This window comes from Paenibacillus sp. sgz302164, assembly GCF_056120505.1.
This window is the reverse complement of the sequence record NZ_JBVYOL010000012.1, coordinates 73,646-88,792: the sequence shown is the minus strand read 5'-3', so window position 1 is coordinate 88,792 and position 15,147 is coordinate 73,646. Positions and strand designations below refer to the sequence as shown.

Sequence of the window (15,147 nt, the reverse complement as noted above, 5' to 3'; positions counted from 1 at the left end):
CCTCCAGTCCTTTTAACCCGTCACAGTAGAATTGGTCCATTAATAATCAAAGAAATTGGCACTTTTCCTCTACCATTAGCCTGTTTATCATAATAACTATAAATAACTCTTGGCGTAGGGGAGAAAAAAATTATGTATATTCCGTCGCATTTTCAAATTACAGATGCATCAATCGTTCATCACATAATAAAAGAACATAGTTTCGCCACTCTGTTTTCTCAGCACGATGGAATGCCGTTCGCAACTCATTTACCGTTAATGTTGGACGAGGAGAACAAGTATTTATATGGCCATTTTGCCCGCCCGAATCCTCAGTGGAAAGATATGGAGAATCAAACCGTTTTGGCCGTTTTTCACGGTCCTCATTGTTATATTTCTCCCTCTTGGTATGAGACGAATAAAGCCGTGCCGACATGGAATTATGTGACCGTTCATGTCTACGGAGAAGTCGAACTTGTGAAGGACGAGGCCGAGTTAATGGCTTCCTTGCGCGACTTGGTATTGAAATATGAAGCTCCTGACAGCTCATACAAATTGCAAGATGTGGACGCTGAGTTTCTCGCCGGTATGAATAAGGGGGTTCAAGGATTCAAAATAAAAATCAGCAGCATGGAGGGGAAAGCAAAGTTAAGCCAAAACCATTCGTTACAACGGCAGGAGCTGGTTATCAGTCAACTGGAACGGATACCAAATGCGGATGAGCAAAAGATCGCCTCTCTAATGAAAGTCAATCTGAATCTATCCGGAAGTTGAAAATCATAATAAAGAAGGTCTTGCCAACCGCAAGGCCTTCTTTTTGTATTCGTCCGATGACACCGGTTACGGTGCGATCATGTTTTTAAATTGTGCGGTTAAGCTTTTCAGCTCGACTTCACGTTCCAGATAGGCGAGAAGGGCCTGGATGAGCGGTCCGTTCGGCTGTTCTTTGGCGGTTTCTTCGCGCAGCAGGCGGATCAGTTCGAGCAGTTCCCCTCGCTCGGCTTCGCCCGTCGGCAGTTCCATGACCGCGGCGGCAAGCCTGTCCAGCAGAACGCCGGTTGTTGGCGGCTGTTGATCATTCATCGTTCCATAATGGGTGTACTGCATAAACGACGAGGCGGATAACAGCGGCTTTTTGCCTGCGGCGATCATTTGCGCGGTCATTCCATCCAGCCTCTCGATGATGAATGCGGCCGTCTCCTCCATCGACAACAGCTCCCGCTCATACGTCACCCAATTCAAAAATTCCTTCAACAGCGCCTTATAAACAAATACCAGATCCCATACGTACGGTTCGATGTCCGGACCGTAGGCGCGCAGCAGACATTCCTTGTGCCAGGTCAACATCCGTCCTCTCGTCTGTACCCGAAGCGGGATGAATTTATCGTCCTGGCGAACCGACATGTTATATTCTGCGAGAATGTGCTTGTGCTCCATAAAATACTGCAAGCGAAAAATCACCTGCTTCAGAAAATGCTCCTTTGGGGAAAGACCCGGCAGCCGCTTGATCCGCTCGACTTCATCGAAATACCGGTTCAGGAATTGCTCGATAATCTCGTTAAATAGGTCTTCCTTGGACGGAAAATATTTGTACACGGACCCTTTGGCAATCCGGCAGTCATCAGCTATATCCTGAATCGAGACGGCAGTGAAGCCGCGCAAGGAAAAAAGTTTGGCCGCCGACCGGGTGATCTCCTGTTTCGTCATGCTCATGATCATTCACTCCTTCACATGTCTTGACACGTTATGACTCATAGTACATAATAATAAACATTAAGTCAATAATGACCTATAGTTTAGTTAACGAGACTTGCGGTCATGATGGCTAAACGAATTGGGAGGAGTGTTGGAACATGGAATCATTGTTCAATTGGGAGACGGCTGCTCTGGTTGTCATCGATTTGCAAAAAGGTATTGTCGGGTACAATTTGGCGCCATACACCGGCGAACAGGTCGTGAGTCGGGCGGCTGCGCTGGTTCAAGCTTTTCGGGAAAAAGGCGCTTTTGTCGGAATTGTGCGGGTATCGAGCAAGGACGGCAAAGATATGCTGAGGCCCAAGCTGGATCAGGAGCAGCCGCAGCCGGTCAGACCCGACGGCTGGGACGAGATCGTGCCCGAAATCGGCGTGAAGGAGAGCGATTGTTTTATTACGAAGAAACAGTGGGGCGCATTCCACGGCACGGAGCTGGATTTGCAGCTGCGCCGCCGGAAGATCGAAACGATTGTGCTGTGCGGCGTCGCCAGCGGAATCGGCGTCGACACGACGGCGCGGGAAGCGTTCCAGCATGGCTACCAGCTGGTTTTCGCCATCGACGCTATTTCGGGTATTTCCGAAGCTGAGCACGATTATGTCCGGCAATTTATTTTTCCGCGTATTGGCCGCATCCGCACGACGGAGCAAATTTTGCAGACAACTGGTGAGTAGCGATGAACGACGACCCTGTTGTCCGTTCCGGGGAGCCGCGGCCGGCAGACGAACCTGGCGAAAAGAGCGGACTTTACCCTTGGCTGGTGCTGACGGTTACAAGCCTGGGAGCTTTTCTCGTGGTGGTGAGCATCGGCTCCCTCAATGTCGCGCTGCCTGAAGTAAGCAAACATTTTCATGCCGACGCGTTAACTTCGAGTTGGATTTTGCTTTCATTCATGCTGGTCAATACGATTCTGATCCTTGTTTTCGGTCAGATTTCCGATATTTTCGGCCGCAAAAAGCTGTATCTCGGCGGGATGGCGCTCTTCACCTTGGCTAGTCTGGCGAGCGGTTTTTCTCCCAACGCCGTTATATTGATTGCGCTTAGAGTTTTGCAGGCGGTGGGCGGGGCGTTTGTAGTCGTGAATACGACTGCGCTCATCACCGACGCCTTTCCCGCCAACCGCCTCGGTACCGGACTAGGCGTCAATATTTTGACGGCTTCCGCGGCGCAGCTGCTCGGGCCGGTCGTTGGCGGCCTCATTGCCGCAAGCTGGGGCTGGCGGTGGGTATTCTGGTTCAATGTGCCGATCGGCGTCATCGCCGTCCTGTGGGGCACTTGGATTTTGCGGTCCGCTCCGGCCCGGCCTGTCCGCGAACGAATCGACGGGCTTGGCGGCGTGCTGCTCTTCATCGCGCTCGGCGGTCTGGTCATGGCGCTTTCCGAAAGCGGCGATCTGGGATGGAAAAGCGGCACGGTGGTCGCCGGACTGGCGCTGTTTGCCGTCTTTGCTCCGCTGTTTATATGGCGGGAACGCCGCGCCGCTTCTCCGCTCCTGGATTTGCGTCTGCTTCAAAGCCGCAGCTTCCTGATGGCGAATGTGGCTAACTTTCTCAATTCGTTTGCCCGTTCCGCTGTGGTGCTTCTTTTTGCGCTGTTTTTTCAGTTCGCCTACAAAATGAGCGCGTTCGAAGCCGGTTTGCGGGTGCTGCCGACGGTTATCGGCATGCTCGTCATATCGCCGATAGCGGGCTTTTTGACCCGCCGTTTCAGCACCAAGCTGCTTGCTTCGACCGGGCTAATCGTCTCGATGGCAGGCCTGGTCCTGCTGCTGCTCTCCATCGGACCGGAGCTGTCGTATGGCCTTATCGCCGCGGCTATGCTGCTGGTAGGGAGCGGGGCGGGGCTGTTCCTGACGCCGAATACGACTGACATCATGAACTCCGTGCCCGGCAGTCGGCGGGGTGTCGCCAACGGGCTCCGTTCCATGCTGAGCAATATGGGCCAAGTGCTGAGCACGGCCGTTACGCTGATGATCGTTGGAATCGGGCTGCCGCCGAGATTGAAAAATGTGCTGTATTCGGGCGCGGACGCCGTCCTGTCCCGTCCCGATCTGGCCTTGATCGTCCGGGGTTACCGCTGGGCGCTAGCCGCTCTGATGATCGCCACGCTGCTCGGATTGGCCGCTTCGCTGTCCCGTTCCGGAAAGCACCCGGGCGAACACGCCGGATAGGAGAGGGGCCGGGGGCAGAGCCGATCTTTCTACACGGTTGCGGAGCTGAAACGGTGGGACACAAGACGCTTGGTAGGGAGAAAACCTGCGAAAGTGCAGGCTTTTTCCATGAAAGCACCTCATTTTGACGAAAAGCCTGCGATTGTACAGGAATTTTCGATGAATGTGAATCTGCACCCATGTTCGCGGCGAAAAGCCTGCACAATTGCAGGAATTTTTGGTGGCTAGCGTATCAACCCTGCAAAAAACTGCACTTTTGCAGGTTTTCTTCACGCAACGAGGCGAATTTGTGCGACCGGCCAGCTCTGGCGGGTCGTTTCCCAACAGCCAGATAATGGCTGTTTTTTTATTTGCCTAACGACGATTGGACAAGCTTCGAATTCGTTGAGACGTTGCCTTAGATTCCGAAAGTCTGGCGCGCTATTTTGCACATATGATACTACAATATTGAAATTAATTTCAAACCTATGATATACTCGTTTTGTGCCCGGGAGCAAGTGCAGGGTGGGCAAGAAAGAGAATTCGTTCTTTGAAAACTAAAAATGAGTGAAAATGTATTTTTCATCCATGAGAAGTAAATGAAAAGCAATAAATAACAACCGGCTCTTACCAGCTTGGAATCTTTTCTTTCACTTATTTGAACATAATTACAAAAAAAGATGAATATTTTTTCGGAGACAAGAAGCAAACGAACCCATTTTAATCATTGAGGAGTGTCAGCATGAATATTGCAAAACTTATTGATCACACGCTTTTGAAAGCGGATGCAGCATTGGCGGAAGTTAACAAACTGATCGAAGAAGCAAAAAAATACGAATTTGCATCGATATGCGTGAATCCGGCTTGGGTGGCCCATGCGGCCAAAGCGCTTGCGGGTACCCATGTAAAAGTATGCACCGTCATCGGCTTCCCTCTCGGGGCGACAACTTCGGCCGTTAAAGCGTTTGAAACGCAAGATGCGATCGCAAACGGTGCACAGGAAGTGGATATGGTTATCAACATCGGCGCTTTGAAGGACGGGAACCATGAGCTGGTCGAGAATGATATTCGGGCGGTTGTGCAGGCCGCATCCGGTAAAGCGCTCGTGAAAGTGATCATTGAAACCAGCCTGCTTACGGATGAAGAAAAGGTGGCGGCAAGCCGGTTGGCGGTTCAGGCGGGTGCGGATTTTGTCAAGACGTCCACAGGTTTTTCTACGCATGGAGCAACTCCGGCAGATGTAGCGCTGATGCGAAAAACAGTCGGTTCCGACATCGGTATCAAAGCGTCCGGCGGCATACGCAGCAAGGAAGACTTGGATGCATTGGTAGCAGCCGGCGCAACCCGGATCGGGGCTAGCTCCGGCGTCAAAATTATGGAGGGCGGACGGTCGGCGGCTTCGTATTAAACTCGGAGTATTTCGCCGCGAAGGAGGAAACAATATGAAAGATACAACCGATCTGAAGGACTTGCTCATTCAGGAAGCCATCGAGGCTCGAAAACAGGCTTATGTGCCGTATTCAAATTTTCAAGTAGGCGCAGCCGTTCAAATAGACGGCAAAGTGTACCGCGGCTGCAATGTGGAAAATGCTTCATACGGCCTGAGCAATTGCGCAGAGCGCACGGCGATTTTCAAAGCGGTGTCGGAAGGCTGCCGCAGCATCGAAGCGATTGCAGTAGTCGCCGATACGGTAGGGCCGGTGTCTCCTTGCGGTGCTTGCAGGCAAGTTATCGCGGAGTTCAGCACACCTGACACCCGGATTTACCTCACGAATCTGCACGGCAATACGACAGAATGGACGATGGATCAACTGCTGCCCGGCTTTTTTCGTTCAACGGACATGGACAAGTAATTCATTCAGCGAAAGATGAGGATTGAACCTGTAAAGGTTGATCCTTTCCGCATCGAATGTAAGCGCTTAACATCAAGATTTTGCAAAAAGGAGACACTACACCATGAAATTTCTGATTGCGATCTTGGGCATTCTGGTCATCTTTGGCCTTACTTATATAGCAAGCAGTGACCGTCGCAACATTCGTTACCGGCCGCTGATCGTCATGGTTTTGCTGCAGGCGTTGTTAGCGTTCGCCCTGCTTAACACGAGCATAGGCGAGACGCTGGTCAAAGGATTCGTGTCGGTATTCGGCTTTTTGCTTTCCTATGCCGCCGAGGGTGTGAATTTCGTATTCGGAGGTATAGCCAACGCCAATTCGGCGCCGTTCTTTTTGAACGTTTTGCTTCCTATCGTATTTATTTCGGCGTTGATCGGGATTCTGCAGTATTCCAAAATTTTGCCGTTCGTTATTCGGTATATTGGACTTGCCCTGAGCAAGGTCAACGGGATGGGCAAGCTGGAATCGTACAATGCCGTTGCCTCCGCGATTCTCGGACAGTCCGAAGTTTTCATTTCGGTGAAAAAGCAGATCGGCCTGCTGCCGAAGCAAAGGATGTACACGCTTTGCGCCTCCGCCATGTCGACCGTATCTATGTCCATTGTCGGTGCGTACATGCAGATGATCAAGCCGGAATATGTAGTAACCGCGCTGGTGCTTAACCTGTTCGGCGGCTTTATCATTTCATCGATTTTGAACCCGTACACCGTTCCGGCGGAGGAGGATATTCTTGAGGTGCAGGAGGAGAAGCAGACGTTCTTCGAAATGCTCGGCGAATATATTATGGACGGCTTCAAGGTTGCCGTCGTCGTCGCCGCGATGCTGATCGGCTTCGTTGCTTTGATTGCGATGATCAACGGCATTTTTAGAGGAATTATGGGTATTTCTTTTCAGGAACTGCTTGGTTACGTTTTTGCTCCATTTGCCTTTCTTATGGGTGTGACGTGGAAGGAAGCGGTGGAGGCCGGAAGCATTATGGCAACCAAAATGGTATCCAACGAGTTCGTAGCTATGCTGGACCTGGGCAAGCATACCGGTTTGTCTGCCCGTACGACGGGCATCGTCTCGGTGTTCCTTGTTTCTTTTGCCAACTTTTCGTCCATCGGCATCATAGCGGGTGCGGTTAAAGGCCTGCACGAGAAGCAGGGGAATCTGGTTGCACGCTTTGGTCTGAAGCTTCTGTACGGCGCTACGATGGTCAGTGTGCTGTCTGCCACCATTGCCGGCTTATTCCTATAACCTTGGACGGGGCAATGAGATACGCGGCACAGTTGCGGAAAAGAAATTTTGCGCTTGGCCGATTCATAGCATGCACTTATCCATTTTACGAACAGGAGTGTTTCAATAATGAGAATGGTAGATCTGATTGAAAAGAAACGTGACGGTAAAGAGCTGACAGCAGAGGAAATCCAATTTTTCGTTACCGGATATACGAATGGGGACATTCCCGATTATCAGGCCAGCGCAATGGCTATGGCGATTTTTTTCCGGGATATGAGCGACCGTGAACGTGCGGATTTGACGATGGCGATGGTGCATTCGGGCGATACGATTGATTTATCCGCCATCGAAGGCATTAAGGTCGACAAGCATTCCACCGGGGGCGTTGGCGATACGACGACTTTGGTATTGGCGCCGCTTGTTGCAGCATTAGACATACCGGTTGCCAAAATGTCAGGCCGCGGCCTCGGACATACGGGCGGCACTATCGACAAGCTGGAAGCCATTGAAGGCTTCCACGTGGAAATGACGAAGGAGCAGTTCGTGCAGCAGGTAAACGAGCAGAAGATCGCCGTCATCGGTCAATCCGGTAACCTGACGCCGGCAGACAAAAAGCTGTACGCCCTGCGTGATGTGACCGGCACGGTAAATTCTATCCCGCTTATCGCCAGCTCCATCATGAGCAAAAAAATCGCCGCCGGCTCTGACGCCATCGTACTGGACGTGAAAACCGGAGCGGGCGCTTTCATGAAAACAGCCGAGGCTGCCAAAGAACTGGCGCATGCCATGGTCAGCATCGGCAACAACGTCGGCCGCAAGACGATGGCGGTCATCTCCGACATGAGCCAGCCGCTTGGCCAGGCAATCGGCAATTCATTGGAAGTGAAGGAAGCGATCGATACGCTGAGCGGCCACGGTCCGAAGGATTTGGAGGATCTGTGTATGGCGCTCGGCAGCCAGATGGTGGTCCTGGCCGAAAAAGCGGCGACGCTTGAAGAAGCGGAGCGGAAATTGAGAGAAGTGATCCGCAACGGCAAGGCGCTGGAGAAATTCAAGGAATTCATCGCGGCGCAAGGAGGCGACCCTTCCGTAGTGGACCAGCCGGAAAAGCTGCCCCAGGCCCTCTACCGCATTGAAGTGCCGGCCAAAGAGGGCGGCGTAGTGGCGGAGATGATTGCCGACGAAATCGGAACGGCTGCGATGCTGCTGGGAGCGGGGCGTGCGACCAAAGAATCGGTGATCGATCTGGCGGTCGGTTTGATGCTGAACAAGAAAATCGGCGATTCCGTAAAAGCCGGCGAGTCGCTTGTAACCATTCATACCAATGAGGAACAAGTAGACGAGGTTATTAACAAAATTTATGGAAGCATACGAATTACGGCAGAGGCTCAGGCGCCGGTGCTGATTTACGGTACGGTGACCGAGTAGGCGAGTCGCGAGTCGCCCGCAGCGAACGTAAGAGGCTATCCCCGTCATCTAGGATGACTTTTGGGATAGTCTTTTTTTTGGCATATCGTCCAAAAGGGCCGCCGATGATTCCGACACACGATCTCTTCCCCAGCTATTTGATACGCTCTATAAACTCGCTCGCCGCACTGGAAAGCGGCATGTTTCGCATAATCATAATCCCCACTTTAGAGGGCGGCAGCTTCACGTCCAACTGGATCTCGAAAAGAGAGCCGTCCTGCAGCTCTTTGGATACAAATTCTCTAGTAACGTAAGAGATTCCGAGTCCTTTCCGGGCAAGCTCGATGAGAAGATCTACGCTTCCGACCTCGATTTCGGGGTTGAGTGTGTAGCCGTAGCCTCGAAATAATTCCGTAATGGCCATTCGTGCCCGGCTATTGCGCGAGAACAGGATGACGGGGTACTGAAGCAGCATCTCAAGCGACAACACCGTGTCTTTAAGCTCCGCATAACGGGCCCCCGCGACAAAGCAATCCTGCAGCTGAATACCTTCCCTCACTTCAAGTTGGGCATCGACGATAGGCATGCGGACAACGCCCAAATCAATTCGGCCTTCTTTTAAGAAAGAAATGATTTCCGGCGTAGTGCCGTGAATCAGACGAAGGCTGACGTTAGGATGCTCCTCATGAAAATCTTCCAGGTAAGGAAGCAAATAATGCTTAAACAGCGAGTCGCTTCCTCCGATCCGCAGCTCGCCGTTGTCCAGATTTTTAAGAGCGACCATTTTTTCTTCCGCCAGCGAAATGAGTATCTGGGATTTCTCAATATAGGAGTAGAGGATGGCGCCCTCTTGCGTCAGAACAACACCTTTGGAATTGCGGTAAAACAAGGTGATGCCAAAGCTTTTTTCAAGCTGCATGATGGCGTGGCTGACGCTCGGTTGAGTAAGGTAAAGGGATTTTGCGGCCTGAGATAGGCTGCCTGTTTTCGCGGCCCAATAAAAAACTTTGTACAGCTCATAATTGTTCATAGATGTGGTCTATAGCTCCTGTGAAATATATGAATTACCTGTATAGGTCATATTCGTATTATAGTTGAACTCAGAAAGAGAAACCATACTACAAAGAGACTACACTGGAAGGAGAGATACACATGGAGGCTGTAACGTTTGTTTTGTTTGGGGCGACAGGAGATTTAGCCAAAAGGAAAATTTACCCTGCTTTGTATAATTTATTTGCCGATCAAAAGCTGCCGCAATCATTCTCCGTGATTGGTCTTGGGCGAAGAGAGCTATCCGATTCAGCCTTTCAGGCAAGTGTCGAGCAATCTCTCCACAACTTTTCCAGACGCGAGGCGAACGATAGTGCCTTAATGAAAAATTTCTTGAGCACATTTCGTTATAGTGTTTTGGATATAGGCCACAAAGAGGATTATCAGAAACTGCTGCAGCTGGTTGAACAGCGGGAGAAAGAATTGAACATTCCGTCAAATCGGATGTTTTATTTATCCGTTGGGCCTGAATTTTTTGAAACGATAGCATCCAATATCCAGGAAAGCGGGCTTGGTTCTACCGAAGGCTGGAAGCGTCTGATGATCGAAAAGCCTTTTGGCCGCGATTTGCAATCGGCCCGGAAGTTGAATGAACAGCTGAGCAAAGCTTTTACGGAGGATGAAATTTTCCGCATTGATCACTATCTGGGCAAGCCTATGGTACAGAAGCTTGGGGTGCTGCAGCAGACGAATCCGGTCTTTTATGCTTTATGGACCAATCGTTATATTGCCAACGTGCAGATTACGGCAAACGAGACGGTCGGTGTTGAAGAAAGAGCGGGGTATTACGATCATGCGGGCGCTGTAAGGGACATGTTTCAAAACCATATGCTGCAATTGCTAATGATGCTGGCGATTCAAGTGCCGAAGAACAGTACCTTCGAAGAGGTGCGCTTCAAAAAGAAAAAAGTGGTGGAATCCCTTGAGCCGCTGCAAAAGCAGGATGTAGTATCCAGCGTTATTCGCGGGCAGTACGGAGCAGGAACGATCGGAGGAAAGCCGGTTGTCGGTTATACTTCCGAACTTAATATTCCTGAAACTTCAAGGACTGATACGTTTATTGCCGCAAAACTGCAGTTGGATACCGCTTTTTGGCGGGACGTTCCTTTTTATATCCGTACGGGCAAGCGGATGAAGGAGAAATCGACGCGAATCGTTATCGAGTTCAAAGAGCCGTTAAATCAGCATTCTTCAACAAATGACGATCATCCGATTCCTAATCTTTTGGTGTTTGAGATCAGTCCGAACGAGGGCATCACGCTGCAGTTAAATGCGAGCGATCCTCAGCATAAAGGGGAGTTCAAGCCCATTCACATTGACTTTCACGAGAGTCACAAGGATATGCCCGAGGCTTATGAAAGCTTGATCTACGACGCTCTGCACGGAGATCCCACATTTTTTGCCCATTGGGATGAAGTCGAATTGTCTTGGAAATGGGTGCAGCCGATCCTGGATGCGTTCCAAGAAAATCTTGTTCCGCTTCATCTTTATTCAGCGGGCACATACGGGCCTGCCGAATCCGATGATCTGCCCACGAAAGACGGTTATCATTGGTGGTTTGATTCCAAGCCCGAACAAGAAATAGAAGCGAGCAAAGGAGAACAATATGCCTATCACACAAACCATTGATCAGTTGGCGATCGATACGATCCGTACCTTGTCCATCGATGCCATAAACAGTGCCAATTCAGGTCACCCGGGGCTGCCCATGGGAGCCGCACCGATGGCGTATGCGCTTTGGTCCAAGCAGTTAAATCACAATCCCCGCAACGCCAAGTGGTTCAACCGCGACCGCTTCATTCTATCTGCGGGTCACGGTTCGGCGATGCTGTACAGTCTCCTGCATTTGTCAGGATATAACGTGTCGCTTGAAGATTTGAAGCAGTTTCGCAAACTGAACAGCCTAACGCCGGGGCACCCCGAATTCGGGCATACGGATGGTGTAGAAGCTACTACAGGACCATTGGGGCAAGGGCTTGCCATGGCTGTCGGAATGGCGATGGCGGAAGCTCACCTGGCCTCGAAATTCAATCAAGATCATTTTCCGGTTATCGATCATTATACGTATGCGCTCGTTGGAGACGGATGTTTGATGGAGGGCGTCTCTTACGAGGCGATGTCCATGGCGGGACATATGAAGCTGGGCAAATTAATCGTATTGTATGATTCCAATGATATTTCTCTGGACGGGAAACTTGACCTGTCCTTTGGGGAAAATATGCAAAAAAGAGCGGAATCGGCTCAATGGGAATATCTAAGGGTCGAAGACGGCAACGATGTTTCGCGAATTGTTCAAGCGATTGAAGCGGCTAAGCGGAACCTTTCGCAGCCGACTCTTATCGAAATACGGACAATCATCGGTTATGGCAGCAAAAAAGTAGCAGGAACGAACAAAGCGCACGGTGCTCCGCTCGGCAAAGAAGAGGCAAAGGCGACCAAGGAAGCGTATGGCTGGCAGTATGAGGACGAGTTTACCGTTCCGGAAGAAGTCAAAGCCCACTTTGATCAGCTTAAACTTAACGGCGAGGCAAAAGAAGCAGAGTGGAACCGGTTGTTAGTTTCCTATCAAGCGCAGTATCCTGAACTGGGCAAGGAGCTTGAGCAGGTCATCGGCGGTTCTGTCGTGATTGACCCGGCCAATATTGTGACGTTCGACTCCTCCAAAACCATTTCAACCCGCGTGGCAAGCGGCGAGGCCATCAATCATTTCGTCAAATCGGTTCCTTCCATATTCGGAGGCAGCGCGGATTTATCGCATTCTACGATGACGGATATAAGCGGAGAGCCGGCATTTGCCGTTCAATCCTATGCGGGACGCAACATTTATTTTGGCGTTCGCGAGCATGCGATGGGCGCAGCCGGCAATGGCATGGCTTTACACGGCGGCGTAAAACCGTTCGTAAGCACCTTCTTCGTATTCAGCGATTATTTGCGGCCGTCCATACGTTTGGCCGCTCTGCAAAAGCTGCCTGTTATTTATGTATTTACCCATGATTCGATTGCCGTTGGGGAAGATGGTCCTACTCATGAGCCCGTCGAACACCTCGCTGCACTGCGAACCATTCCGGGACTTACCGTCATTCGGCCAACGGATGCGAACGAAACGGCGAGTGCATGGGCGTATGCCTTACAGCAGCAGGAAGGTCCGGTAGCTCTTGTGCTAAGCCGGCAAAACCTTCCTGTGTACGAAGCGACCAAGGGTAATGTTGCAGAGGTAACCAAAGGAGCTTACGTCCTGATAGAAACCAATAATAAGCCGGATGTCATCCTGATCGGAAGCGGGTCTGAAGTTTCTCTGGCCGTGAGCGCCAAAACGGAGCTTGAGCGGGAAAACCTCTCTGTACGCGTCGTCGCCATGCCGAGCTGGGAGCTGTTTGACCGCCAATCCGATGCATACAAAGAGGCTGTTCTTCCTGCTTCCGTCTCGAAGCGCTTAGCGATTGAAGCCGGCATTTCTTTAGGTTGGGAGCGATACGTGGGACCACACGGAAAAATATTGTCTATCGATACCTTCGGCGCTTCAGGGTCCGGCAATGAGGTCATGGAATACTTCGGTTTCTCCAAAAGCAATGTGATTCGGTTGACTAAAGAATTGCTTAGTAAATAAACTAATAAATATTTAAAAAAATGGAGGCAAAAAACTATGAAATTTTTTATTGATACTGCTAACCTTGCGGATATTAAAAAGGCGTATAAAATCGGCGTTCTGTCCGGCGTGACAACAAACCCTTCTTTGGTTGCCAAAGAAGGCGTGAAGTTCGAAGACCGTATTGCTGAAATTTTGCAAGCTGTTCCTGAAGTCGAATCGGTATCCGCTGAAGTTACTCCGGATGCCGAGACGGCGGAAGATATGATCGCGCAAGCTGAAGAGCTGATCAAAATCAACGGAGGAGACAAGAACATCACGATCAAGCTTCCAATGACGTTGGCCGGTCTTGAGGCATGCCGCTACCTGTCGAAAAAAGGCGTGAAAACAAACGTTACGCTGATCTTTACCGTCAACCAAGCTTTGCTGGCTGCGCGTGCAGGGGCAACTTATGTTTCTCCGTTTTTAGGCCGTTTGGATGATATTTCTGAAGATGGCGTGCTGCTGGTGTCCAAAGTGGCCGAACTGTTCCGCATTCATAACCTGGACGCGCAAATTATCGCGGCATCCGTTCGTCATCCGGATCACGTAACTCGCGTAGCGATGGCAGGCGCGCATATTGCCACGGTTCCGTTCCAAGTTATCGAACAAATATCCAAACATCCTTTAACGGATCAAGGGATGGAAAAATTCGCTGCTGATTGGAAAAAAGCGGCTCAACATTAAAAGGCAACGAAATACGAGTTTAAAGGAGACGCTCCGGATGGCTATTTTATTTGATTATTCCAATGCCTTGTCCTTTGTCGGACAGCATGAAGTGGATTATTTCAGTGACTTTGTAAAAGCGGCTCACCATATGCTTCATGAAAAAAAAGGCCCCGGTTCCGATTATCTGGGCTGGGTCGATCTGCCGCTTCAATATGATCAAGAAGAGTTCGCGAGAATCAAACATGCCGCACAGCGCATTCGCAGCCATTCCGATGCCTTGATTGTCATCGGCATTGGCGGCTCATACTTGGGGGCAAGATCTGCGATTGAAGCGCTGTCCCACACGTTTCATAACCAGATGAACGGTAAAACCCAGTTGTATTTTGCCGGCCAGAACATCAGTTCTACGTACATTACTCATCTATTGGAGCTGCTGGAGGGTAAGGATATTTCCCTGAATGTCATTTCCAAGTCAGGCACAACGACAGAACCGGCTATCGCTTTTCGAATTCTGCGTGAATATATGGAAAAGAAATACGGGAAAAGCGGAGCCAAAAGACGTATTTTTGCTACAACCGATTCATCTAAGGGCGCATTAAAAAAACTTGCCGACGAAGAAGGCTATGAAACCTTCGTTATTCCCGACGATGTAGGCGGGCGTTATTCGGTGCTTACAGCCGTGGGGCTGCTGCCGATTGCCGCTGCCGGACTCGACATCGATCAAATGATGGCGGGAGCCGCCGCGGCTGCACGGAAATATAACAATGCTGATCTCGCCGTCAATGAAAGTTATCAGTATGCAGCCGTTCGCAATGCTCTTTACCGCAAGGGAAAAACGATCGAGCTGCTGGTTAACTTTGAACCGTCTTTGCATTTTGTTTCCGAATGGTGGAAACAGTTGTTCGGCGAAAGCGAAGGGAAAGATCTGAAGGGGCTGTATCCCGCGTCCGTCGATTTTACGACCGATCTGCACTCCATGGGACAATACGTCCAGGAGGGCCGGCGAGACCTCATTGAGACAGTGCTTTCGGTGAAAAAGCCGCGCGTAGAGCTGATCATTCAAGAAGACGAAAGCAATCTGGACGGATTGAATTTTATCGCCGGCATGACAATGGATGAAGTGAACAAAAAGGCGGCTCAAGGCACGCGGCTTGCCCATGTTGACGGAGGCGTCCCTAATCTGATTGTTGAACTGGATGAGCTCAATGAATATGCGTACGGCGAAATGGTGTACTTTTTCGAGAAGGCATGCGGCATCAGCGGATTGCTGCTTGGGGTGAATCCGTTCGATCAGCCCGGCGTGGAAGCGTACAAGAACAATATGTTTGCGCTGCTGGGCAAGCCTGGTTATGAAGCGCAGCAAGCCGAACTCCTGAAGCGTTTATCTGCAGAGAAATGACAC

13 protein-coding genes are annotated in these 15,147 nt (G+C 50.5%); 11 read left to right on the top strand and 2 right to left on the bottom strand.

The genetic code is table 11. The annotated features are described in order from the left end of the window. Nucleotides 1-132: 132 nt before the first annotated feature. Nucleotides 133-753, top strand: a complete 621-nt coding sequence (locus AC0LWT_RS20380) for an FMN-binding negative transcriptional regulator (protein WP_474683099.1) — start codon at nucleotides 133-135, stop codon at nucleotides 751-753. 66 nt (nucleotides 754-819) lie between these two features. Here AC0LWT_RS20380 and AC0LWT_RS20375 read toward each other — a convergent pair whose 3' ends face one another. Continuing rightward, nucleotides 820-1,692: a TetR/AcrR family transcriptional regulator gene (locus AC0LWT_RS20375; protein ID WP_474683098.1), complete on the bottom strand. Its 873-nt coding sequence runs from the start codon at nucleotides 1,690-1,692 to the stop codon at nucleotides 820-822. A 140-nt stretch (nucleotides 1,693-1,832) separates the two neighbouring features. On the opposite strand from AC0LWT_RS20375, the gene AC0LWT_RS20370 reads away from it, so the two are divergent. The 6 genes from AC0LWT_RS20370 to AC0LWT_RS20345 all read left to right on the top strand — a co-directional run bounded on the left by AC0LWT_RS20370 (nucleotide 1,833) and on the right by AC0LWT_RS20345 (nucleotide 8,422). After that, nucleotides 1,833-2,405, top strand: coding sequence for a hydrolase (locus AC0LWT_RS20370; RefSeq protein WP_474683097.1), 573 nt, complete (start codon nucleotides 1,833-1,835; stop codon nucleotides 2,403-2,405). Nucleotides 2,406-2,407: 2 nt separating this feature from the next. Further along, entirely contained in the window at nucleotides 2,408-3,901 is a 1,494-nt protein-coding gene (locus tag AC0LWT_RS20365) for an MFS transporter (protein WP_474683096.1), read from the top strand. Between the two features lie 721 nt (nucleotides 3,902-4,622). Continuing rightward, nucleotides 4,623-5,288, top strand: coding sequence for a deoxyribose-phosphate aldolase (gene deoC, locus AC0LWT_RS20360; protein ID WP_474683095.1), 666 nt, complete (start codon nucleotides 4,623-4,625; stop codon nucleotides 5,286-5,288). A gap of 52 nt (nucleotides 5,289-5,340) precedes the next feature. Beyond that, complete coding sequence (locus AC0LWT_RS20355) at nucleotides 5,341-5,733, top strand: cytidine deaminase (RefSeq protein ID WP_474683261.1); 393 nt, start codon at nucleotides 5,341-5,343, stop codon at nucleotides 5,731-5,733. A gap of 103 nt (nucleotides 5,734-5,836) precedes the next feature. Beyond that, a complete protein-coding gene (locus tag AC0LWT_RS20350) occupies nucleotides 5,837-7,012 on the top strand; it encodes a NupC/NupG family nucleoside CNT transporter (protein WP_474683094.1) in 1,176 nt (391 codons plus the stop codon). Between the two features lie 108 nt (nucleotides 7,013-7,120). Beyond that, nucleotides 7,121-8,422, top strand: coding sequence for a pyrimidine-nucleoside phosphorylase (locus AC0LWT_RS20345; protein WP_474683093.1), 1,302 nt, complete (start codon nucleotides 7,121-7,123; stop codon nucleotides 8,420-8,422). A 133-nt stretch (nucleotides 8,423-8,555) separates the two neighbouring features. Here the strand turns inward: AC0LWT_RS20345 and AC0LWT_RS20340 are convergent, their stop codons facing one another. Then, nucleotides 8,556-9,431 (bottom strand): LysR family transcriptional regulator, encoded by an 876-nt coding sequence (locus AC0LWT_RS20340; RefSeq protein ID WP_474683092.1) that lies wholly within the window; start codon nucleotides 9,429-9,431, stop codon nucleotides 8,556-8,558. Between the two features lie 122 nt (nucleotides 9,432-9,553). Between AC0LWT_RS20340 and zwf the strand changes: the two genes are divergently transcribed. The 4 genes from zwf to AC0LWT_RS20320 are packed head-to-tail and all read left to right on the top strand — an operon-like array spanning nucleotide 9,554 to nucleotide 15,144. Further along, entirely contained in the window at nucleotides 9,554-11,080 is a 1,527-nt protein-coding gene (zwf, locus tag AC0LWT_RS20335; RefSeq protein WP_474683091.1) for a glucose-6-phosphate dehydrogenase, read from the top strand. Further along, nucleotides 11,064-13,058 (top strand): transketolase, encoded by a 1,995-nt coding sequence (tkt, locus tag AC0LWT_RS20330; RefSeq protein WP_474683260.1) that lies wholly within the window; start codon nucleotides 11,064-11,066, stop codon nucleotides 13,056-13,058. Before zwf ends, tkt begins: the two co-directional genes overlap by 17 nt. Nucleotides 13,059-13,094: 36 nt before the next feature. Then, the gene (gene fsa / locus AC0LWT_RS20325) at nucleotides 13,095-13,763 is read left to right on the top strand and encodes a fructose-6-phosphate aldolase (protein ID WP_474683090.1); all 669 of its coding nucleotides are present in this window, start codon (nucleotides 13,095-13,097) and stop codon (nucleotides 13,761-13,763) included. 37 nt (nucleotides 13,764-13,800) lie between these two features. Then, nucleotides 13,801-15,144, top strand: a complete 1,344-nt coding sequence (locus AC0LWT_RS20320) for a glucose-6-phosphate isomerase (protein WP_474683089.1) — start codon at nucleotides 13,801-13,803, stop codon at nucleotides 15,142-15,144. The last annotated feature ends 3 nt before the right edge of the window (nucleotides 15,145-15,147 follow it).